This is a genomic window from Streptosporangium sp. NPDC002524, from assembly GCF_040295985.1.
Taxonomy (GTDB): domain Bacteria; phylum Actinomycetota; class Actinomycetes; order Streptosporangiales; family Streptosporangiaceae; genus Streptosporangium.
Genome location: NZ_JBEOWK010000015.1, coordinates 215068 through 237416, shown reverse-complemented (window position 1 = coordinate 237416; position 22349 = coordinate 215068). Strand labels below are relative to the sequence as shown.

The 22349-nt window shown below is 72.2% G+C and carries 14 protein-coding genes; 3 read left to right on the top strand and 11 right to left on the bottom strand.

Annotation, left to right across the window (positions count from 1 at the left end):
• Positions 1-48 precede the first annotated feature (48 nt).
• From ABT053_RS25950 to ABT053_RS25900, 11 genes are all read right to left on the bottom strand, one after another.
• Complete coding sequence (locus ABT053_RS25950) at positions 49-4086, bottom strand: ATP-dependent helicase (RefSeq protein ID WP_350972090.1); 4038 nt, start codon at positions 4084-4086, stop codon at positions 49-51.
• A 249-nt stretch (positions 4087-4335) separates the two neighbouring features.
• A complete protein-coding gene (locus ABT053_RS25945) occupies positions 4336-7596 on the bottom strand; it encodes an ATP-dependent helicase (protein WP_350972088.1) in 3261 nt (1086 codons plus the stop codon).
• A gap of 550 nt (positions 7597-8146) precedes the next feature.
• Positions 8147-11047, bottom strand: a complete 2901-nt coding sequence (locus ABT053_RS25940; RefSeq protein WP_350972085.1) for a CDP-glycerol glycerophosphotransferase family protein — start codon at positions 11045-11047, stop codon at positions 8147-8149.
• 181 nt (positions 11048-11228) lie between these two features.
• Positions 11229-11537, bottom strand: coding sequence for an MGMT family protein (locus ABT053_RS25935; protein WP_329085718.1), 309 nt, complete (start codon positions 11535-11537; stop codon positions 11229-11231).
• The gene (locus ABT053_RS25930; protein ID WP_350972083.1) at positions 11525-11893 is read right to left on the bottom strand and encodes a hypothetical protein; all 369 of its coding nucleotides are present in this window, start codon (positions 11891-11893) and stop codon (positions 11525-11527) included. Before ABT053_RS25930 ends, ABT053_RS25935 begins: the two co-directional genes overlap by 13 nt.
• 111 nt (positions 11894-12004) lie before the next feature.
• A complete protein-coding gene (locus tag ABT053_RS25925; RefSeq protein WP_350972081.1) occupies positions 12005-13459 on the bottom strand; it encodes a S8 family peptidase in 1455 nt (484 codons plus the stop codon).
• A complete protein-coding gene (locus ABT053_RS25920; protein WP_350972080.1) occupies positions 13453-14337 on the bottom strand; it encodes a hypothetical protein in 885 nt (294 codons plus the stop codon). Before ABT053_RS25920 ends, ABT053_RS25925 begins: the two co-directional genes overlap by 7 nt.
• A gap of 341 nt (positions 14338-14678) precedes the next feature.
• Positions 14679-16010: a S8 family serine peptidase gene (locus ABT053_RS25915; protein ID WP_350972078.1), complete on the bottom strand. Its 1332-nt coding sequence runs from the start codon at positions 16008-16010 to the stop codon at positions 14679-14681.
• On the bottom strand, positions 16004-16690 hold the full coding sequence (locus tag ABT053_RS25910) for a hypothetical protein (protein WP_350972076.1): 687 nt from the start codon (positions 16688-16690) through the stop codon (positions 16004-16006). Before ABT053_RS25910 ends, ABT053_RS25915 begins: the two co-directional genes overlap by 7 nt.
• 271 nt (positions 16691-16961) lie before the next feature.
• The gene (gene moeZ, locus ABT053_RS25905; protein WP_350972075.1) at positions 16962-18143 is read right to left on the bottom strand and encodes an adenylyltransferase/sulfurtransferase MoeZ; all 1182 of its coding nucleotides are present in this window, start codon (positions 18141-18143) and stop codon (positions 16962-16964) included.
• 77 nt (positions 18144-18220) lie between these two features.
• Positions 18221-19129: an alpha/beta fold hydrolase gene (locus tag ABT053_RS25900; RefSeq protein WP_350972074.1), complete on the bottom strand. Its 909-nt coding sequence runs from the start codon at positions 19127-19129 to the stop codon at positions 18221-18223.
• A 441-nt stretch (positions 19130-19570) separates the two neighbouring features.
• Between ABT053_RS25900 and ABT053_RS25895 the strand changes: the two genes are divergently transcribed.
• The 3 genes from ABT053_RS25895 to ABT053_RS25885 all read left to right on the top strand — a co-directional run bounded on the left by ABT053_RS25895 (position 19571) and on the right by ABT053_RS25885 (position 22013).
• A complete protein-coding gene (locus ABT053_RS25895; RefSeq protein ID WP_350972073.1) occupies positions 19571-19897 on the top strand; it encodes a hypothetical protein in 327 nt (108 codons plus the stop codon).
• Between the two features lie 680 nt (positions 19898-20577).
• On the top strand, positions 20578-20904 hold the full coding sequence (locus ABT053_RS25890) for a hypothetical protein (RefSeq protein WP_350972072.1): 327 nt from the start codon (positions 20578-20580) through the stop codon (positions 20902-20904).
• Between the two features lie 758 nt (positions 20905-21662).
• A complete protein-coding gene (locus ABT053_RS25885; protein ID WP_350972071.1) occupies positions 21663-22013 on the top strand; it encodes a hypothetical protein in 351 nt (116 codons plus the stop codon).
• Positions 22014-22349: the final 336 nt, after the last annotated feature.

Genomic DNA, 22349 nt, shown 5'->3' with positions numbered 1-22349 from the left:
GCACGGGCAATACGTTCTCGGGTGTCGTCGACGGTGGCGGCACCACCGTCAGCGGAGGGCCGGTACCGACTCGACGAGGGTGACGAGGCCGCGCTCGTCGAGGAGGTTGACCGGGCGGACCGTCTCGTTGAGCAGGACGTAGTGGAAGGCCGCGCTCACCCGGTCGAGGGGGACCGCCGCCAGGTGGGACCAGGCCAGCCGGTAGGCGGCGAGCTGGACGGAGGCGGCGGCCTCGGCCTTCTTCCCGTTGGGGCGGCGGCCGGTCTTCCAGTCGACGACCTCGTAGCGGTCGTCGGAGACCTGGAAGACCGCGTCCATCCGGCCGCGGACCACCCGGTCGGCGATCATGGTCTCGAAGGGGACCTCGACGTCGAACGGCTCCCTGCCCGCCCACTCGCTCTCCTCGAAGCGGGCGCGCAGCTCGTCGAGATGGGCGTCGGTCTCCTCGAAGTCGTCGGACGCGCCGGGCAGCTCGAACTCGTCCATCAACCGCTGCTGGCCCCAGCGCCCCTCCAGCCAGCGGTGGAAGGAGGTGCCCCGGCGCGCCAGCGGGGCGGGCTTCTTGGGCACCGGGCGGCGGATCTGCCGGGCCAGCGCCTTGGCGTCGGAGGCCAGGGTGACGAGGGAGGAGACGGTCAGGTGGGTGGGCAGCTCCACCCGGCCGCTACCGCGCCGCCGGTTCAGCTCCCGTTCCCTGAGCAGGAGCTCGATGTCGCGCTCCCACGCCTTCGCCCGCTCCCGGTCCCATCCCCGCAGGTCGGCCACGGGAACCGGCCACCGCTCGGGCGACTCCCCGGCCTCGGCCTCGAACCCGGCCCAGGGCTCGAACTCGTTCTCGTTCTCAGGCTCGGGCTCGGGCTCGGGCTCGGTCTCGGGTGCGGGTGCGGACCCGGCATGGGGTCCGGAGTCGGCTTCGAACGCGACCCCTGCTCCGGGCCTGGACTCGGGTCCGGGTCCGGGTCCGGCTTCGAGCGCGGCCTCTGCTTCGGATCCGGACTTGGCTTCGGGTCCGGACTCGGCTTGGGATCCGGACTCGGCTTCGGATCCGGAGTCGACTTCGGGTCCGGACTCTGCTTCGGGTCCGGACTTGGCTTGAGGTCCGGACACCGGCTCGGACACCCTTTCCGGCCCGGCCCCGCCCTCGGGCAGCGTCCCGGACACCGCTCCCGGGCCGGTCCCGGCCGGTTCGCTCCGCCGGGTGGGGAGAACACCTCCGGGCGCCTCGGTGGAAGCGCCCGCGTCCTGCGGGCCGGATGAGAATGGCACGTCCTCGTCCTCCGGGTCCGCCGGGAAGGACTCGTCCCACGGGTCACCGGGGAAGGGCACGCTCTCGTCGTCCGGGAAGGGCACGTCCGCTTCACCGGATTCCTCCGGGAACGGCACCCCGCCCCCCGGGGCCCCGGGGAATTCGGGGAAGGGGACATCCTCGTACGCGGACACGGAACCGGCCCCGGACACGGAACCGCTTCCGGACGCAGAACCGGGACCGGACACGGAACCGCCCCCGGGAGCCGCGCCGCCCCCCGCCAGGGCGGCCAGGGCCGCCTCGACCATGGTGGCGCCGTCGAGGACCGCCGCGTACCGGACGTCCTCCGGGGCGATCGGCCAGACGGACTCGGCGGGCTCGGCGAGGAGCGGGTTGGTCGCCCCCTCCTCCACCTCCGGCGCCCAGAAGGCCACCCGGCCGCAGGTCTCGCGGATCTCCACCAGGAAGTCGGACGGCTCCAGCGGCTTGGCCGCGGTCCCCCAGCGGTAGCCGGAGGCGATCAGGAGGTAGTGGGCGCGGGTGACGGCGACGTACGCCAGGCGGCGCTCCTCCAGCAGGTCGCGGTCGCGGCAGCGCTCGTCGAAGTCGGCGAGCTCCTCCTTGGCGAGCCCGGCCAGCTCCGGCAGGTCCGAGGCGTCGCCGCGCAGCGGGTAGGGCAGCTTTCGGGGGTTCTCCGTCCACTTCGGGCTGGTCGTGGCGCGGGCGGGGAACATCGTGCCGACGGTGAGCGTCCCGGCCTTGGACAGCGCCTGGGACAGGCCGGGCACCACGACGACCGGCCACTCCAGGCCCTTGGAGGCGTGCACGGTCATCAGCTTCACGCTGTTGCTCTCGCCCACCCGCCCGGCGTCCAGCCCGTTCTCCTCCTCGTCGGCCGCCTTCAGGAACGCCAGGAACGCGCCCAGCGTCGGGTCCTCGGAGTCTCCGGCGAACCGGGAGGCGGCGTCCAGGAAGGCGTCGAGGTCGGCGCGGGCGGCGAACGGGCCGACGGCGGTCCCCCTGGCCGCCACCTCGATGTCCAGGCCGAGCGTGCGCTCGATCTCCAGGATCAGGTCGGGCAGCGGCTGGCCGGTGTGGGCGCGCAGCACGCGCAGCTCCTGGGCCATCGCCACCAGCCGCACCGCGGCCAGGGGGGAGAACAGGTCCTGCCACGCGGGGCGGTCGGGCAGCTCGTCGAGGGCGTCGACCAGGCTGCCGCGCTCCTCGGCCATGTCCGCCACGACCTGGTCCAGCGGGTCGGCCACCGGCGAGGAGCCCTCGCGGGTCTCCCGGTTCAGCTCGCGGGCCCGCTCGCCCAGCTCCTTGAGGTCGGCGGGGCCGATCCGCCAGCGGGGACCGGACAGCAGCCGCACCAGGGCGTCCCCGGCGCTCGGGTCGTAGACGACGCGCAGGGTGGAGACGATGTCGGCCACCTCGGGCACGGTGAGCAGGCCGCCCAGGCCGACGATCTCGACCGGGATGCCGCGCGCCTCCAGCGCCCTGCGCAGCGCGGGGAACTGCGAGCGCTTGCGCGCCAGGATCGCCACGTCGTGCGGCTGGAGGCACTGCGGGCCGCCCCAGGCGCTCTGCTTGGCCCGCTTGCGCTCGCCCTCGCCCCAGGGCATGCCGTCGGGCGCGCTCTCCGCGCCCAGCACCCTGGCGATCCCCGACGCGACCCACTCCGCCTCGTCGTCGGCGGTCTCGTGGAAGGCGCACACCACCCGGCCGCGGTCGACCCGGTTGCCGCCGGGCACCAGGACCGGCACCTCCCTGGCCTCCATCCGCAGCGGCAGCTGGAGCCGGGCGGCGACGTCCAGCACGGCGTCGCCGTTGCGGAAGCTGACCGACAGGCGGTTGATCGGGGCGAGCTCCCCGGACGCCGTCCTGAAGTCGCGGGGGAAGCGGGTCAGGTTGCCCGCGGAGGCGCCGCGCCAGCCGTAGATGGACTGGCAGGGGTCGCCCACGGCCGTCACCGGGTGGCCCCCGCCGAACAGCGCGCGCAGCAGGACGAGCTGGGCGTGGCTGGTGTCCTGGTACTCGTCCAGGAGGACCACGGCGAACCGCCCGCGCTCGATCTCGCCGACGTCGGCGTGCTTGGCCGCGATCCGGGCGGCGAGCGCCATCTGGTCGCCGTGGTCGACGACCTCCCTGCTCCGCTTGAGCCGGTCGTACGCCTCGACCAGCGGCAGCAGCTGCTCCCTGGCCCGCTGGACGACGAGCGGCCTGCGCTGGTCCTTGACCGGCGTGCCGGGCAGCCGGGCGTACCGCTGGGCGAGCCAGGTGCCGACCTCGCGCACGTCACGCGGGGTGCGCAGGTGCTCGGCCAGCTCCCCGGCCAGCTCCAGCACCGCCCGGGTGACGGTCGCCGGGCTCCACTCGACCTGCTCCATCGGCCCGTCGTACGCGCTGACCACCCGTCCCGCGAGCTGCCAGGAGACGGCCGGGGAGACCAGGCGCATGGTCGGCTCCAGCGCCTCACGCAGGGCGTGGTCGGTGACCAGGCGGGCCGCGTAGGCGTGGTACGTCGAGATGGTCGGCTCGCCCTCCATCAGGTCGGCGGGCACCTGCTTGGTCTCGACCAGGCCGTTGAGCCGCTCGCGCACGCGCGCGGACAGCTCTCCGGCGGCCTTCCTGGTGAAGGTGAGGCCGAGCACCTGCTCGGGGCGTACCAGGCCGTTGGCGACCAGCCAGACGACGCGCCCGGCCATGGTCTCGCTCTTGCCCGAACCGGCTCCGGCCATCACCACCATCGGTTCGAGACCGGCCTCGATCACGGCGGCCTGTTCGGGGGTCGGCGGCAGGATGCCCAGCTTGGCGGCGAGCTGGACCGGACTCAGCACGTGGCGCCCCCGTGCCGGGCCGCGCGGCGCGAACCCGATCCCCCCGTACACACAACACGACCAAGCGCAGGACCCCGGCCTCCCGTACGCACGACACGACCAAGCGCCGGACCCCGGCTCCCCGTACGCACGACACGACCAAGCGCCGGACCCCGGCCTCCCCTGCGCACGGCACGCTCGGGTGCGGGGCGCGGGATCCCCGTACGCGTGACGCGGTTCAGCACGGGGCGTCCCCCGGGGTCGTGCGGCTCAGCACACCTGATCTCCGTTCTTGCTGACCGGGCAGCTCGCCCGCACGGCGCAGGTGCGGCAGCCGTCGTTCACCTTGGCCTGGAAGAACGGTCCCGACATGCCGATGGCGACGGTGTCGACCATGTCGCGGGCCCAGCCGGGGTCCGCGTCGTCCGCCAGGGGAGGTTGCGTCTGCTCCTTGGCGGCCTTCTTGCCCGCCGCGTCGCCCACCTGGACCAGGGCCGCGCCGCCCGGCTCGGTCATGCCGTGCCGCTGGAAGGCGCCCAGCAGCGCGGCGAGCTGGTAGACGCCGAGCTGGGGGTGGCGTTCGAGGTCGGCGTCCTTGGGGCCGTTCTTGCCGGTCTTGATGTCGATGATCACGGCCCGGCCGTCGCCGTCGCGCTCGACCCGGTCGACCCTGCCCTTGATCTGCACGCCCTCGGAGACCATGGCCGTGAACGCCTCCTCCAGGCCGACCAGCTCCCGGGGGTTCTCCTCGTGCCAGCGGACGAACTTGGAGATCATCTCCTCGGCGACCCTGCGCTGCTTGCGGTTGTACCAGACGCCGCCGAAGTCGAGCTCGTGCCAGACGTCGTCCAGGCGCTTGCCGAGGGTCTCCTCGGTGGGCATGCCCGTCGCGGCGAGGACGGCGAGCGCGTGCACGACCGTGCCCAGCCCCCGGGCCACGTCGGTGCCGCCCGCGCCCACGGAGGTCTCCAGCAGCCAGCGCAGGCCGCACTTGCTGAAGCTCTCCACCGCCGAGGGCGAGACGCGCACGATGTCGTCGGGCCAGCTCAGCGGGCGGTCGTCGGAGATGGGGGTGAGGGCGTACCACTCGTTGGGGTGGGCGCCGGGCACCCCGGAGGCGGCGAGCCTGGCCAGGTGCTCGGCCGCGGACCTGCGCAGCGGCTCGGGCCTGGTGGAGTCGGCGACCGCCGAGCGCAGGTCGGCGACGAGCGCGGACATGCTGAGCCAGCGGGACCGCTCGTCGACCCCCGCGTCCTCGGCCGAACCGGGGACGAGCTCGGTGAGGAAGCGGGAGGGCCGCTCCTCGGTGTCGTCGCCGCCCACGGCGGTGACGATGAGCCGCTTCCTCGCCCTGGTCGCGGCCACGTAGAACAGGCGGCGCTCCTCGGCCAGCAGCTGGGAGGCGAGGGCGGCGGAGACGGCCGCCGGGTTCTCGTGCTCGGAGCCCTCGGCCCTGGCGACCATGTCGTCGGTGCTCAGGATGGACCCGCGCAGCCGCAGGTCCGGCCAGGCGCCCTCCTGGACCCCCGCGACGATCACCACGTCCCACTCCAGGCCCTTGGACCGGTGCGCGGTGAGGATGCGGACCGTGTCCCCGTCGGGGGCCCGGTCGGCGAGGGAGTCGCCGGGGATCTCCTGGGCGACCAGGTCCTCGACGAACACGTCCACCCCGGCGTGCGGGAGCCGGTCGACGAACCTGGCCGTGTGGTCGAACAGCGCCACGACGGCGTCGAGGTCGCGGTCGGCCATGGTGCCCCTGACACCGCCCCTGAGGCTGACGTCGGTCCACTTCCTGGCCAGGCCGGTGGCCTGCCAGACGGCCCACAGCACGTCCTCGGCGGTGCCGCCCTGCCGTACGGCCTCGGTGGCGGCGGAGATGAGACCGGCGAGCCGCTCGGCGGGCTTCGCGACGTGCTCCTCCACCCTCACCAGCTCCCGCGCGTCCTTCAGCGCCGCGACCATCAGCTCGCCCGAGGAACGCGGGCCGGGGCTCTCGCGCTCGGCGACGCGTTCCACCATCTCGTCCACGTCGATCGCGTCCACGTCGTCCGCGTCGTCCACGCGGTCCGCGTCGCGCGCGCCGGGGCCGTCCGGCGTCTCGTGCTCGCCGGGGTCCGCGAACGCCTCGTGTCCGCCCGGGTCGGCGAGCGCCTCGTGCTCGGCGATCCGCAGGGCGCGGCGCAGGCGGCGCACCCCGATCATGTCGGTGCCGCCGAGCGCCCCGGTCAGCAGCTCCTCCGCGACCCCCTCGTCGAGGGTCTCCGGGTGCAGCGCCACCTGGATGAGCCTGATCAGCGGCCGTACGCCCGGCTCCTGGAACAGCGGCACCTCGCCGCCGCCGACCACGACCGGCACCCCGGCGGTGACCAGGGCGCGGCGCAGCAGCGGCACCTGGCGCGTCGCCGACCGCACCAGCACGGCCATCCGCGACCAGGGGACGCCGTCCAGCAGGTGCGCCCTGCGGAGCGTGTCGGCCACGATCGCGGCCTCCTGGGTGGCGCCGTCGGCCACCAGCACCCGTACGTCGCCGGGCTCGGCGTCCGGCAGGGCACGCAGGTCGCGGTGGGCGGCGCCGCCGGGGGTGGCGGGCAGGCGGGCGGTGACGCGGCGGGTGGCCCGCAGCAGGTCCCGGCCGCTGCGGCGGCAGACGCGCAGCGCGACGACGGGGGCCTTCGCGCCGGCGGAGTCGCGGAACCGGTCGGGGAAGTTCATGATCCCGCGGACGTCGGCGCCGCGGAAACCGTAGATCGACTGGTCGGGGTCGCCGACCGCGACCAGGTCGCGCCCCTCCCCCGCCAGCTGCTGCAGCAGGAACTCCTGCGCGGGGTCGGTGTCCTGGTACTCGTCGACGAAGACGGCGTCGTACGCCGACCGCTCGCGGGTCCGCACCTCGGGGTCGGAGAGCAGGGCACCGGCCGCGCGGATCAGCTCCGCGTAGTCGAGGACCGGTTCGAGGTCGAGGTCGAACCTGGCCTGGTAGCGGTCGGCGAACCCTCCCGCGGCCACCCAGTCGGCACGGCCGTGGCGGCGGCCCAGCTCCCTCAGCTCGGGCCCGTCGAGGCCGCGCTCGGCGGCGCGGGCCAGGAAGTCGCGGAGCTCCTGGGCGAAGCCGCGCGTCTTGAGCGCCTCGTGCATGTCGCCGGGCCAGTGCTCGGCGCCGTCCTCCAGCTCGCCGTGAAGCAGGCGGCGGATCTCCAGGAGCTGCTCGGGACCGGTCAGCAGGCGCGGCGGCAGCCCCCCGGCGAGCACGGCCTCGCGGCGCAGCAGCGCGTAGGCGTAACTGTGGAAGGTGAGGGCGAGGGGGGTGCGGGTGGTCCGGCGCATCCGGGAGGTGATGCGCTCGCGCAGCTCCTCGGCGGCCTTGCGGCTGAAGGTGAGGACGAGCACCCGCTCGGGGTCGACGCCCCGGCGCTCGATCCTGTCGACGACGGTCTCGACGATCGTGGTGGTCTTGCCGGTGCCGGGCCCCGCGAGCACGAGGAGCGGGCCGCTCCCATGGGCCACCACCGCCCGCTGGTGCTCGTCGAGCACAGGGGCAACAGCCCTCCCCGCACCCTCACGACGTATCAGCCGCCAGTCCTGACCACTCACAACTCGCCATTCCACCAGATCCCGGACGATGATCGTGCCGAGTCGGCGGGTACGGCATGGCGGATTCTCCACCGGATGCGACGGGCGGGGGGCGGTTTCCGGAGGATCCGGCGGCCGGAGCACCGCGCGGACCTGGGCGGGAGCCTCCGGAGGGTGAGGTCAGGGCGGGTTCACGGGTGGTACGGGTGCCACGCAGGCCCCTCATGGAATCGCCGGAAACCGGCCGGGGATCGCGGAATGCCCGGAAACGATGGGGAACCGGCCAAGGGGCGCGAGACGGTCAGGAAACGAGCAGAGGGATCACGAGACGCCGGGCGACACGAGGAGCCGGTTCAAGGGGCGCGAGACGGTCAGGGAACAAGCAGGGATCACGAGACGGCCGGGGACGCGCGGGAAACGCCCCGGGAGCGAGCCCGGAGACGGCTCCGGGGGCCGTTCCCAGGAAACCTCGGGAAACGGCCCCCGGAGCCGATCGAACCGTCCGGGACGGTCAGGTCGGGAAGACGTGGTCGACGAGCCTCGCCGTCGCCTTGCCGTCGTCGCGGGGCGCATAGGTGCGCTGGAACAGGTCGTACTTCTCGGCGTGGGCGGCGACCACCTCGTCGAGCGACCGCAGGGCCTTGACGACCTCCGCCCCGGTGGACAGCAGCGGCCCGGGGGCCTCGGCGGCCAGGTCGAGGTAGACGCCCCGCTTGGACGAGTAGCGCTGCAGGTCGTGGGTGAAGAAGAGCATCGGCCTGCCGGTCGCCGCGAAGTCGAACATGACCGACGAGTAGTCCGTGATCAACACGTCCGTGATCAACAGCAGATCCGTGATATCCGGATATGTCGTGACGTCACGCCCGAGCCCGGCGCGCACGTTCGGCGCCGCCTGCATCGAGTGACCCCGGATCAGGAACTCGTGGCCGGGACCAAGCACCCGGTGCGCCTCGGCCAGGTCCAGGCGGATCGAGGCGTTCTTGCGGTCGTAGTCGCGGTAGGTCGGCGCGTAGAGCACCACCCTGGCGTCCGCGGCGATGCCGAGCCGCGCGCGCACCGCCGCGGCCAGCTCGTCACGGTCGGGGGCGACGAGCACGTCGTTGCGCGGGTATCCGCTCTCCAGGACCTCGCCCTGGTAGCCGAACGCCTTGCGCAGCACGCGGGTCGCCCAGGGGCTCTGGGAGACCAGCAGGTCCCAGCCGCGCACCTCGACGGCCTGCCGGTGCCAGGCCGGCGGCCTGGGGTCGCGAGACATGTGCGGCAGGTCGTTGCCCAGCCGCTTGACCGGGGTGCCGTGCCAGGTCTGCACGACGACCTGGTCCTCGCGGGAGCGGAACCACGGCGGCAGGAAGCCGTTCGTCACCACGTAGCGCGAGCGGGCCAGCGCCGCGTAGTGCTCGCGGCTGCCCGCGCGCACCACGGTCGGGCCCGCGCCCGTGCCGAACCCGAGGGCCTCGGGCCCCGGAGGCACGAACGCGCCGTCCTTGACGATCCAGATGTGCTCGCCCGCGTCGCCGCGCCGCACCCGCTCCTCGTAGACCGCGCGGACGCTGCCCTCGTACTGCCGCCCGTCGTAGGCGACGTAGACGGTCGCGTCGTTCAGCTCGCGGCTCCGCTCGGCGGGGTAGAAGTGCCGGCGCAGCGCGAACAGGCCGCCGGCGCCCTTCTCGTCGTCGGGGAGGTGCTCGGCGACGGACAGCACCGGGATGTCGAACCGGGTGGAGATCAGGCGGTACTCGCGGCCGTCGAGGATCTTCGTGTCCTCGTCCAGCCCGTCGAGGATGGCGTGGTCGACCCGGAACGGGACGATCTGCCCGGCCGCGTCGCGGACCGCCATGCTCCAGGTGCCGCTGCCCAGCGGGGCCGTGTCGCCGAAGCGGGGCATCGCGGCGGGCGCGACCCTGACCGTGAAGCGGGAGCCCTCGCGCTCCAGGGGGACGGCGTGGATCAGCCCGGTGCGGTGCTTGAGGGTGAGCGCGGCCTCGCCGGAGCCCGGGTAGGAGCCCTCCAGGGTGAGCACGCCCCGCTCGTCCCAGGTCGCCGCGTCGACGACGGGGCGGATCCGGTGCGCGGAGACGCTCACGCGGTCGCGCCGGTCGCGCAGCACGGTGATCTCCCGGTCGCCGACGACCGTGCGGCTCTCCTGAGCCTTCCCGATCATGACGGAGGCCGCCGGGTCGCCCTTGGGCTCGATCCAGAGCCGGCCGCCGTCGCGCTCCTGCAGCAGGGACGCCGTCGCGAGCGGCACGACGACGGTGGTGCCGCCCTCGACGGGGGTGAAGTCGGCGGCGATCCGGTGGCCGTCCAGGCGGGCCTGCCCCCTGCTCACGCCCTTGCCCGGCAGGAAGACCTCGACCTCCAGGCGCTCGTCGTCCAGCCGTACGCCGACCAGCTCGGCCCGGGTGGGCTGCAGCACGATCTGCAGGGCGCGGTCGGAGGTCCAGACGGGACGGATCCACCAGCCCTTGCCGAGGTCCAGCCCCGCCGGGCGCTCGGTGCGGCCGGTGGAGGGGCCACGCAGGAGACCGTCGGCGCGGGCGCCCCGGCTCCAGATCACGATCTCGGTACGCCAGGTGGTGGTGTCCTGCACGGTCGCGCGGCGGCGCAGCAGCCGCTTGCCCCCGCGCACCACGGCCCGCACGGCCGAGCGCCAGCGCAGCGGCCACGGGCTCATCTCGGCGGTGAAACCGGACCAGTCGTAGTTGCAGCCCGCCTCCTCCGCGCCGTGGGTCGCCTCGGGGTGGAAGGTCCTGCGGGTGCGCAGCCGCACCGGCGGCAGCCAGCGCGGGCCGCGCAGGACCACACTCGCCCGGTTGAAGCGGCGGCTTCGCACGGAGAGCCCGGCCAGGTAGGCGTGGCCGCTGACGCGCAGCCGCCCGCCCGACCAGGAGATGTCCTCGACCTGGGTCACCGGGATGAGGTCGGCCGCCCGCAGCCGGTACAGGGCCTCGGGCAGCTCGTCCTGGAGCGGCAGGTCCGCGTACCAGCGGAGGCTCTTGCGGACCCGCCTGGACGGCTCCGCCGCGGCGGTCACGAGCTTCTGCAGCGCGTCGCCGTCGGCGAGCTCGTCGATCCCGCGATGCTCGATCAGGTGGAAGGCGAGCCTGCGGGCGACCGGCAGGTCGCGCTTGACCTTCGCGTCGACACCGGTCACGTACGGCTTCAGGAGCGTGACGAACTCGCGGCGCCTGGCGGCGCCCCGCTTGGCCGCGATCTCCAGCCGGGACCCCAGGGGGCCGGCCAGCGCGTCGGCGTCGAAACGGCGGCGCTCAGCCGGTTTCAGCCCGTCGGCCAGCACCGCCGCCATGATCGAGTCGAGGGGTTCTCCCCGGTCGCAGAGATCCTGGACAGCCCGCAGACGATCAGCGACGGGGTCGCCGCTGGATCGTGCGGGAGTGGCACCGGTGGCCATGGGGAAAGCACCGCCTTTCGGACAGAGCGCTGTCCTAGGCCATGTTAGTGCGCCACAGCGGAGCCGGTTACGCCGTCATTTACGGCCTTGCGGGATTTACAGGCATTTGTAATGTAGCCGGGTTTCCCGTCCCGTCCCGCCGTACAATCCTTCCGCCGGCCGCCCTCTCCCGCCGTACGATCTACGGGTTCCCGTCCCATCTGGCCGCCCGCATGTCGGCGCGGGCGCCCCTCAGCGGGGTCCGCTCCTCGCGCCAGCTCGCCAGGCACCGCTGCTCGTGGCCGGGCGGCGGGGTGCCGTCGGCGTGCACGACGCGCCACCAGGGCACGCCCCCGCCCCAGGTGGACATCACGCGGCCCACCTGGCGCGGACCCCCCTCGCCGAGATACTCGGCGATGTCGCCGTAGGACATCACCATCCCCGGCGGGATGCGCTCGACCAGGTCGAGCACCCGCTCGGCGTACGGGGTGGGGTGGCCTACTGACTCCATACGGTCGGTCCGGCGGAGAGGATCTCGTCGAGCTTGCCGAACTCGTAGGCCGCCGAGCCGTTCAGCTGCTCGACCAGGCCGCCGCGGATCGCGTAGGACTCGCCGTCCTCGCCGACCAGCCGCGCTCCCAGGAGGGCGGACACGCGCGCCAGCTGGGCTACCTGCCAGTCGGATCCGGGTGTGCCGGAGAGGCTGCCGTTCCATGTCGCGATGGCATGGACCGCTCCGTCGTGACGGGCCAGGATCTCCCCCGACTCCTGCGATCCCCTGAACTCGAACCCCGCCTGCCCCAGCACAGTCGCGAGCTCCGCGAAGGCGAGAGGCGCAGGGCGCTCCACGCGCAACTCGTACCCCATAACGCGCGAGACTAGCGAACGTTCCAGGTTTTCCGGAGCGTGAATCCAGACATCCGGGCTACCGCATCCGAACGGTGTCCAAAACGCGTTCGAATCGCAGTCGAATTACGGTTACCTTCGCGATCTGCCGCGCCGGACCGGCTCGAAGGCCGCCGTCATCGGCCCCTCCCTGCCGGAGTGCCGGTTGAGCATCGCCACGGCCGCCGCGAACGCCAGCAGGCCGCCCGCGAGGCCCACACCGTACAGCCAGAGGCGCGCGGGCTCGGGGCCCGGCCTGCTGGGCTCGGTGGGCAGGGTGCCGTCGCCGAAGCGCTTGCCGTCGGGCACCGGGACCGCCGCCGTGCCGGCCATCAGCCGGCCCGCCTTGGCCAGGGCGGCCGCAGCGTCGACGACGCCGAACCCGATGTGGTCGTCGTAGCCGTTGGCGGGACCCGCCGTCGCCGTGGAGGTGAGCGCCTGCGACACCATTTGGGGCGATATATCGGGATATTTTGCTTTTATGAGGGCGGCGACCCCGGCCACCAGTGCGGTCGCCGAGCTCGTCCCCTCCGAGGACCCGTACTTCCCGCCGGGAACGACCACCGGCACGTCGACGCCCGGCGCCGAGACCAGGACCGACAGGTTGTCGCTGCTGAACACCGCGGGCTTGCCCAGGTCGTCCACCGCGCCCACCCCGATGACCCCGGAGTATCCGGCGGGGAAGTTCCAGAAGGAGGTGGCGTTGTCCATGGCGTACTGGGAGTCGCCGTCGTTGCCCACGGCGGCGACGAGCACCACGCCCTTGGACAGCGCGTAGGAGACCGCCTCCCGCTCGCTCCGGTGCGGCCCGTAAGCGCCCAGCGACATGCTGACGACCTTGGCCCCGTGGTCGGCGGCGTAGCGGATCGCGCGGGCCAGCGGGCTGTCGTCGCGCGAGCGCAGGTCCTCCTCGGGCAGGGCGGTCCCGTCCTCGGGCCGCTCCTCGACGATCAGCGGCAGCGAGAGGATCCTGGCCTCGGGCGCGACCCCGAGAAGGCCTTCCTCCCCCCTGCCCGCCCCGGCGATGAGCGAGGCCATCGCGGTGCCGTGCCGCCCGGCGTCCGGGGTGTCCCTGTCGAACCTGATCGACCCCATGTCCGGCCCGGAGATCACCCGCCCCCGCAGCTCGGCGACCTGGTCGTCCACCCCGCTGTCGACGAGCGCCACGATGACGCCCGACCCCTTGGTGACCTTCCACGCCTCCTCGGTGTTGAGCATCTCCAGCACCCAGCGCTGGTCCTCGCGGACGTCCGCGGCCCCCTCGGGAGCCGTCGCGGGCGGGGCAAGCTCGGGCGGCGCGGACTCTGGCGGCGCGGACTCGGGCGGGGCCGGCTCGGGCGGGGCGGACTCCGAGGGCACCGGCTCGGGCGTCGGCGTCGACGACGCGACCGTCCCGGAGGACGCGGACGACACGGACGACACGGACGACACGGACGACGCCGCTTCGGCGAGCGCCGAGGTGGCCGTCGCCGGGGCGGCGACCGGGACCGGGCCCGCCACCGAGAACGCGACCAGCGCTCCCGCCGCCCAGAGACGCCGCCTCAGCACACGTTCCCCTGGGTGCACTGGGGCACGGCGCTGGGCTCGTCGCCGAGAGCGCGGGCGATGCGCCCCGCGACCGCCTGGGCCGCGGGCCACAGCTCGCTGTGCAGGATCTCCTCGGGGGCGACCGCCTGGCGGGTGCGGCCGTCGGTGTAGCCGGCGGTGGAGAAGACGATGTAGGGGCCGACGCCCACCCAGGCGTTGCGCTGTCGTTGCGCGGCCCCGAAGAGCTCGGTCGCCGTGCCCGGGAAGGCCACGGGGCGCACCCCCACCCGGTCGTCCACGGCCAGCTGCGCGGAGGCGGCGATCCGCCGCTCCTCGTCGTCGAGCACGGCGATGCCCACGGTGAAGGCGAACGAGGACGTCTGGTCGACGTAGGTGGCCCGCAGCAGGGTGCGGCAGCCGTACTCGGAGAGCACCGAACCCACCGGCGCGTCCGTGCCCGCCGCGCAGGCCACCTCGGGGGCGAGCCCGACCCTGCGGGCGTACTGCTGGACCCTGCCGAGGCCGATGTACTGCAGCTCGACGGGGAAGACCAGGTCGGCGGTCCAGGTGTGCCAGCGCCTGGCGATGTCGTCCTGGATGTAGCGGTCCTGCTCGGCGGCGGTCAGCGGGCGCGAGCTCGTCTCGCGCACCAGCCCGACCGTGCCGGTCAGCACGTTGGTGGCGGCGATGGCGAGGATCGTGCCCATCAGGATCAGGAAGATCGTGCGGAAGCGGATGCCCTGCTCCAGGGTCGCCAGCTCGGCTCGTCTGACCGCCGCGCGGTCGCGGCCCGCCGCCGGCCAGGCCCGAACGCGGGACCGCCCGGTGGAGGCGCCCGGCGCGGGCGCCCGCCGGGCCCGGCGGACCCGGTCGCCTCCGGCACCGCCGATGCCGCCCACCCGGGAGCCTGACGGCGGCCAGCCACCGCGAGCGCGGGGGGCGGGGGTTCCCAGAGGCCTCTCCGGCTCCCGGGACCGCCCTTGCTGCGACATACTCCGATGCTACGTCGAAGGACCCCTCCGCCCTATCGGCGGCGGGTATTTTCGCGGCACTCTCCGTGGCCGCGCCCCGGAGAGCGCCTGGCGGCGGAGTCCGCCCGGCGCCGCCACGGCGGGTCCGGCCCGACCCCCGGGTGCCGCCCGGGGAGCCCGTCCGGCGCCGCGCCGGGTCCGGCCCGACCCCCGGGGACCGCCCGGGGAGCCCGCCCGGCGCCGTCGGGTGCTCACGGCCGGGCGGGTGCTCACGGCCAGGAGGGCGTGAGCGGATCCGGTGCGGGTTCCTCGAAGGTCTCCGAGGAGCGGGTACGGCCGACGAACACGGCGAGCGCGATCAGGGAGACGACCGCGCCGAGCCCGGCGGCCACGGCCACGCCGCCGTACAGGGTGATCCGGTCCCGGTCACGGTGCACGACCCGGACCGGCTCGGCCACGAGGCCCAGCGGGCGGGCGGGGTCGTGCCCCCCGGCGCCCCCGGCCCCCTCGGCGGTGAGGGTGTGCCGGGAGATCCTCGCGGCGGCGGTGAGGGCCCGGGTCGCGTTGACGACGCCGAAGCCCGTACCGGTGTCGTAGCCGCCGACGGGCCGCCGGGTGGCTCCCTCGGTGATCGCCTGCACGACCAGCACGGGCGACATTTTCGGATATTTGCTCTTAATGAGGGCGGCGACCCCCGAGACCAGTGCCGTCGCCTGCGAGGTGCCCCGGCCGACCCAGTACTCGTCCCCCGGACCGGCGCCGAGGATGTCCACCCCCGGCGCGGCCACCAGGACCGAGGGGTTGCGGTTGGAGAACGAGGCCCGGCGCAGCCCGCGGTCCGTCGCGGCGACCGAGACCACCCCGGGGAAGGCCGCCGGGTAGGAGTAGGGGGCGTTGCCGCCGGCGTCGGGCTCCTCGGCGCCCTCGTTGCCCGCCGCCGCGACGAGCACCACTCCCTTGGAGATCGCGTAGCGGATCGCCGACCGTTCCTCCCTCGTCGCCAGCTCCTTGGAGATCGACATGTTGATCACGTCGGCGCCCCGGTCCACCGCGTGCCTGATGCCCCTGGCCACCACGTTCTCGTAGCGCTCTGCGGTGTTGAACTCCCGGAAGCCCGGCTCCTCGTCCTCCAGGATGACCCGTACCGACAGCACCCTCGCGCGCGGCGCGACGCCGATCACCCCGTCGGCCCCGCCCGGCCCGTGCCCGTGCCCGGCGATCAGCGACGCCATGTACGTGCCGTGCAGCCTCAGAGGGCTCACCCCGGGCGGGTTGGCCCCGGCCGTGAAGTCCCTGCCCTCGGTCACCGAGCCGGCCAGGTCGCGGTGGTCGCGGTCCACCCCGGAGTCGAGCACGGCCACGGTCACGCCCCGGCCCTCGGAGATCCGCCAGGCGGCGGGCAGGCCGAGGGTCCGCAGCACCTCCCGCTGGCTGTCCCTCACGTCGTCGGCCCGCGCGGCCGGGACCGGGGCCAGGATCACCGGCACCACCGCCGCCGCCAGCACCACCGGCACCGTCCGCATCAGAACGTTCCACAACGCCCTCGGTGTCACCCGGCTCCCCGCCGCGACGGTGGGGAGACGTCTCCGCGTGGTCAGCATCGCCACTCCGTGGAGACGCAGTCGGGGCGGGCGGGCATGGACAGGTCGGCGAGGATGCGGTCGGCGATGTCCCCGGTGAACGCGAACAGGGTCGGCCGCTGCGCGCCGACCGCCCTGGCGGGCCGGCCGTCGGTCTGGCCGGCCGTGGCCATCACCACGTACGGGCCCGCCTGCCGGACGAGGCCCGCCTGGCGCCCGGCGGAGACGAACCGGTCGGTGACGGTGCCCCGGAAGGCGAGCGCCCTCAGGCCGGGCGAAGGACCGCCGCCCCTGGGCAGCGCCGCCTTCGCCCTGGTGGCGCCGAGCTCGTCCGCGAAGGCCGCGACGCCGACGGTGACCACGATCCCCTGGAGCGCGTCGATGTAGGTGGCCCGCAGGACGCCCAGGCAGCCCGCCCGCCGCAGCGCCTTGCGCAGCCCGGCGTCGACCGCGCCGTCGCAGCGGGTCTCCGGCGAGATGCCCACCCGGCGGGCCCTCTCCTCGCCGCCCTGCTCGGCGGCGTAGGGGACGGTCGCGGGGAAGACGCGCCCGGCGGGCCAGGCCTGCCAGCGCCTGGCCACCTCGTCGAGGGCGGCCCGGTCGAGCTCCGCCTGGGTCGGTCCCCGGGTGAGCTCCGTCGCCGCGGCGCTGCTCGCCACCCCGGCCACGATCGCGCAGAGCAGCGTCAGTGCGGAAGCCACGACCAGCGTCGGCCATGGACGCCGCCGCTGACGTGGGACTTCATTCACGTCCCCGACCTTAATGCGGTACGGCGGGTGTCATCCGCCGTTCCGTCCAGATCCGTCGGTGTGGAGAGCGCTTGGTGACCTCGGCGGAACCCCGCCGGGCCTTTCCGTACGGCCCCGCACGGCCCGCACAGCGAACGCCCCGCACAGCGAACGCCCCGCGGAGCGGGTGCTCCGCGGAGCGCGGGTCACGCGGGGCCTCCGGGCCTTCTGGTAGGCGGGCGGGCTAGTAGGCGGGCAGGCTCGGGTCGACCGTCTTGATCCAGCTGAGCACGCCGCCGCCCACGTGGACGGCGTCGGAGAAGCCGGCGTTCTTGACGACCGCGAGGACCTCGGCGGAGCGGGCACCGGACTTGCAGTGCAGGACGATCTTCTTGTCCTGCGGCAGCTTCTCCAGCGCCGAGCCGTTGAGGAACTCGCCCTTGGGGATGAGCACGGCGCCGGGGATGGACACGATCTCGTACTCGTTCGGCTCGCGGACGTCGATCACGTAGATGTTCTCGCCCTTGTCCTGCCAGGACTTGAGCTCGGCGGCGGTGATCGTGGAGCCGGAGGCGGCCTCCTGGGCCTCCTCGGAGACCGCGCCGCAGAACGCCTCGTAGTCGTCGAGCAGCTGGGTGACCGTCGGGTTCTTGCCGCAGAGCACGCACTCGGGGTCCCTGCGGACCTTGACGGAGCGGTAGTTCATCTCCAGGGCGTCGTAGATCATCAGACGGCCGACCAGCGGCTCGCCGATGCCCGCGAGAAGCTTGATCGCCTCGTTCACCTGGATGGAGCCGATCGACGCGCACAGCACGCCGAGCACGCCGCCCTCGGCGCAGGAGGGGACCATGCCGGGCGGCGGGGGCTCGGGGTACAGGCAGCGGTAGCAGGGGCCGTGCTCGGCCCAGAAGACGCTGGCCTGGCCGTCGAAGCGGTAGATCGAACCCCAGACGTACGGCTTGCCGAGGAGGACGGCCGCGTCGTTGACCATGTAGCGGGTGGCGAAGTTGTCGGTGCCGTCGACGATCAGGTCGTAGGCGGCGAAGATCTCCATCACGTTGTCGGTGGTGAGCGCCTCGTTGTGGACGACTACCTTGACCAGCGGGTTGATCTCCTTGACGCTGTCGGCGGCGCTCTCGGCCTTGGGGCGGCCGACGTCGGACTGGCCGTGGATGACCTGCCGCTGCAGGTTGGACTCGTCGACCACGTCGAAGTCGATGACGCCGAGCGTGCCCACTCCCGCGGCCGCGAGGTAGAGCAGCGCGGGGGAGCCCAGGCCTCCGGCGCCCACACAGAGCACCTTGGCGTTCTTCAGGCGCTTCTGCCCGGCCATGCCGACGTCCGGGATGATCAGGTGGCGCGAGTAACGGCGCACCTCGTCGACGGTCAGCTCGGCTGCCGGCTTTACCAGCGGTGGCAACGACACAGTTCTGCTCCCGTTTCAGGGGTCCTTGATGCGGCTGGCGCAGCACGCTCCACTCACAACCTAACCCGGTGCCCCCGTCATTCCCCAACCGGCGCGAGGACCGTCTCGGCGATCAGGAGCCCGGCCTCGCGGGCCACCCGCTCGGGGAACTCCATCTGGGCCACGTGCCCGGCGTCGGGCAGCAGCATCAGCCGCACGCGCGGGAACGTCCGGACGGCGCGGGCGGCCATCCGGGGGTTGACGAGGCGGTCGTGGCGGCCGTGGATGACCAGCGTGGGCGCGGTCACCGTGGCCGCCTGCCGCCACAGGTTCGTCTCCCCGCGCCTGAAGTACTCGGCGACGATGCCCCGGGCCGAGTTGATCAGGGCCTCCACCGCGTACGGCAGGCCGTCCCTGCGGCGCAGCTCCTCGGCCGCCTCCTTGAGCCGTTGCGGGTGGATCCGCCCGATGTCGGCGTAACACATGGCCATCGTGGCGCCGAGCCTGCGCTCGGCGGGCACGAGGGTGAGCCGGCTCGCGGCCCACTCGCCGATGTGGGGCACGGTGGACAGCGCCACCCGGGCCGGGCCGTACCGGGGCAGGAGGTCGGGCAGGGCCGGGGAGATCAGGGTCAGCGACCGGACCAGGTCGGGGCGGGTGGCGGCGACCCGCACCGAGACGGCGCCGCCCAGGGAGTTGCCGAACAGGTGCACGGGGGTGTCGGAGACCCGCTCGATCAGGGCGGTGACGGTCCGGGCGTGGGCGTCGACGGAGTAGTCGCCGCCGGGCGGCTCCGGGGAGTATCCGGCGCCGGGCAGGTCGAGGGCGTACCCCGTCACCACTCCGGACAGCTCGCTCATCAGGTCGGTCCAGTTGGTCGCGGAGCCCGCGAGACCGTGCACGTAGACGGCGGTCTCGGAGGGCCCTCGCGGCGTCGACCGCACGTGGACCCGCTGCTCGCCGAGGTCGATCATCTCGCCCGGCCAGATGGGGATTGGGTTGCTCACCGCGCGTCCTCCCGTCGTTCCGCTGCCCTTCCACGATAGTTCGGCTCGCGACATGCCGGGCGACAGCCTCCGGGGGCCACAAAAGACACATAAGGCCCTTTTCGCCAGATGTCTTTTATCACACGATTTATCGCCATCAGCTCGATGGCGTTCGCAGGACCGCCCGCAGACGCCGGGCGCCACTCGGCGGCCGGACCCCTCTCACCCTCGGTGAACAAATACGACATTAGAGACATTTCATTTCAAAATAACTAATAAGAGTTGAACACATGCCATAAATGGATAAGAACAGAGTAAAACCCCCTGATTCTCGTTTCTCGCCAGACATGGGTGGAAATCATGACAAGCAGGGATGGCTCATCACCGGCCGTCCCTGACAATTCCGGCTCATGCGGAATATGTCGGAAATCGGGGTAACCGATCATTTCAAAGGGGAAACGCATGCCCAAGTTCAAGAGTGTCATCGCAGGGCTCGCGATCAGCACGGCACTGACCGGTGGAGCCGTCGCCATGGGCGCGGCGACCACCGTCACGAGCGCCAGCGCGATGACCACCGCGATCACCACCGCCGCCTACCCGACGTGGGGTGGCGGCTGCGGCTGGCGGCGCGGCTGCGGTCGCTGCTGCGGCGGCCACCGTCACCACCGCCGTAGCCACCACCGCTTCAGGCTGATCATCAACAACCACAACAACAACGACAACTACCTGCGCAACGACAACCGCAGCGACCGTCTCCGGCCCCTGACCCTCGGCGGCGACGACGAGTAGTCACCGGCCCCGGGGCCGCGCGCTCCCACCGAGACGCGGCACCGTCAGAGGACGGAACCACTCACGGCTCGACCCGCGATTTCCCGCGGTCTCGAAACCGTGACGGAGGGACAGGACCCCCGCATTCGCCGCGACGGCGCTTCTCACCCAGAGAAACCGGCCAAACAGCGACAGCGGAAACTTGAGGAGAGATCCCCAGGACCCTGACCCTCGACACAGTGCGAGTTCTCATTTCACGAAGTCACAGGCGAGGCCCCGCGGTTTCCGGACCGCGGGGCCTTCGCGCGTCCCCGGGGCTTCCCGCGCACCGCCTTTCCCGCCGCCGCCCCGCACTCCGCCCCCTCCCCGAGTTCCCGCTCCGTCCCGCCCCCACCACCCCGGCTCCGGTACGCGAGGGCGGCACCGGCTCACCGTCCGGCGGCGTCCCGCGCCTTCCTCCCGTTCTCAAAGAACAAATCCGACATTAAATACATTTCATTTCAAAACGACCAATAGGCATCCAACATCGACGATAAATAGCTAAGAGGAGTGCAAAAGCCTTCGATGTCCGTTTGTCAGCAGACATGTGAGGAAACTATGACAACCAGGGATGGCTCATCACCGGCTATCCCTGACGTTTTTCGTTTTATACGGAAAATGTCGAAAACAGGGATAATTAGTCCTTTCAAGGGGGAAACGCAATGCCCAAGTTCAAGAGTGTCCTCGCAGGGCTCGCGGTCAGCACGGCACTGGCCGGCGGAGTCGTCACCATGGGCGCGGCGACCACTGTCATGAGCGCCAACGCGATGACCACCACGGTCACCGCCGCGGCCTTCCAGACCTGCGGTGGCGGCGGCTACGGTGGGCGTCGCTGCTGCTGCGGCGGCGGCAGCTGCCACCGTCACCACAGCCGCAAGCGCTTCAGGCTGATCATCAACAACCACAACAACAACGACAACGAGCTGATCAACGACAGCCGTACCGACCGCATCGTCCCGCTCTTCGGCGGAGCCGGCGCCGCCGGCTAGTCATCGGGCCGAGGCCGCACACCCCGGCCGGGGCGCGGCACGGTCAAGAGGACAAGCTCATTCACGGCCGGATCCGCGATCGTCCGCGGCTTCGAAACCGTGACGGAGGGACAGGACCCTCGCGTCCACCGCGACCGGGCTTCTCATCCGGAAACACCGGTCGAACGGCGACGGCGGGAACCTGAGGAGAGATCCCCGGGCCCCTGACCCTCGACATAGTGCGAGTTGTTCATTTCACGAGATCACAGGCGAGGCCCCGCGGTTTCCGAATCGCGGGGCTTTCGTCTGTTATCTCCCATTTCCGACGCCCCCGAGGGCGATCCACCTCCGGACCGGAGTACGGCCTCGACGCCGAAGCGCGGCGACGGATCCGCTCCCGCGAGGGGCCGGTCCCCCTTCCGGGAGGTCCCGGCCCCGGGGCCGGGGACATCGCGGCGACACCGCGCGGCACACGGGAACGGCGCACGGGAGTGACACCGGCCCACCTCCCGGCGACACCGGCCCTCCCGCGTCCCAGAAGAACAAATCCGACATTAAATACATTTCACTTTAAAGCCATCAATAAGCATCCAACGTCGACGATAAATAGCTAAGAGTAGGGTAAAAGCCTTCGATCTCTGTTTGTCGGCAGACATACGAGGAAACTATGACAACCAGGGATGGCTCATCACCGGCCATCTCTAGCCATCTCTGGCAATTTCCGGCTCATACGGAAATGCCAAAAATTGGTAAATCGATCCTTTCAAGGGGGAAACGCAATGCCCGAGTTCAAGAGTGTTCTCGCAGGGCTCGCGATCAGCACGGCACTGGCCGGCGGAGTCGTCGCCATGGGCGCGGCGACCACCATCACGAGCGCCAACGCGATGACCACCGCGGTCACCGCCGGCACCTTCACGACCTGGGGCGGCGGCGGCTGCTGCGGCCGTGACCGTCACTACCGTCGTAGTCACCACCGCTTCAGGCTGACGCTCAACCAGGACAACTGCAACCGCAACCGCCTGGACAACAGGACCCGCTCCGACCGCCTCGTGCCGCTCGGGGACACCACTTCGACTCCGCCTCCGCCTCCGGTCGTTCCGGGCACGGGCACCGCAGCCACGTCGTCCTGATCCACGCTCGACACGGGATCGGAACACGAGGCCGACAACGGCTGGAACCGCGTTTCACAGCGGCTCCGGAACCGTGACGGAGGGGTAGGAATCCCGTATTCACCAGGATCGCGTTCTTCCACGGAAGAACACCGATCCGGACGGTGAGCACGGAAGGCCGGGAAGACATTTCCCGGGATTCCGAATCTCGATACAGTGCGAGTTCTCATTTCTCACGAATCACAGGCGGGGGCTCCGCGGTTTTCCGACCGCGGAGCCCCCGCTCTGTCATATCCGGGAGATCCCGATATCCAGGACGTCCCTATATCCGGGAGATCCCGATATTCACAAAGCCTT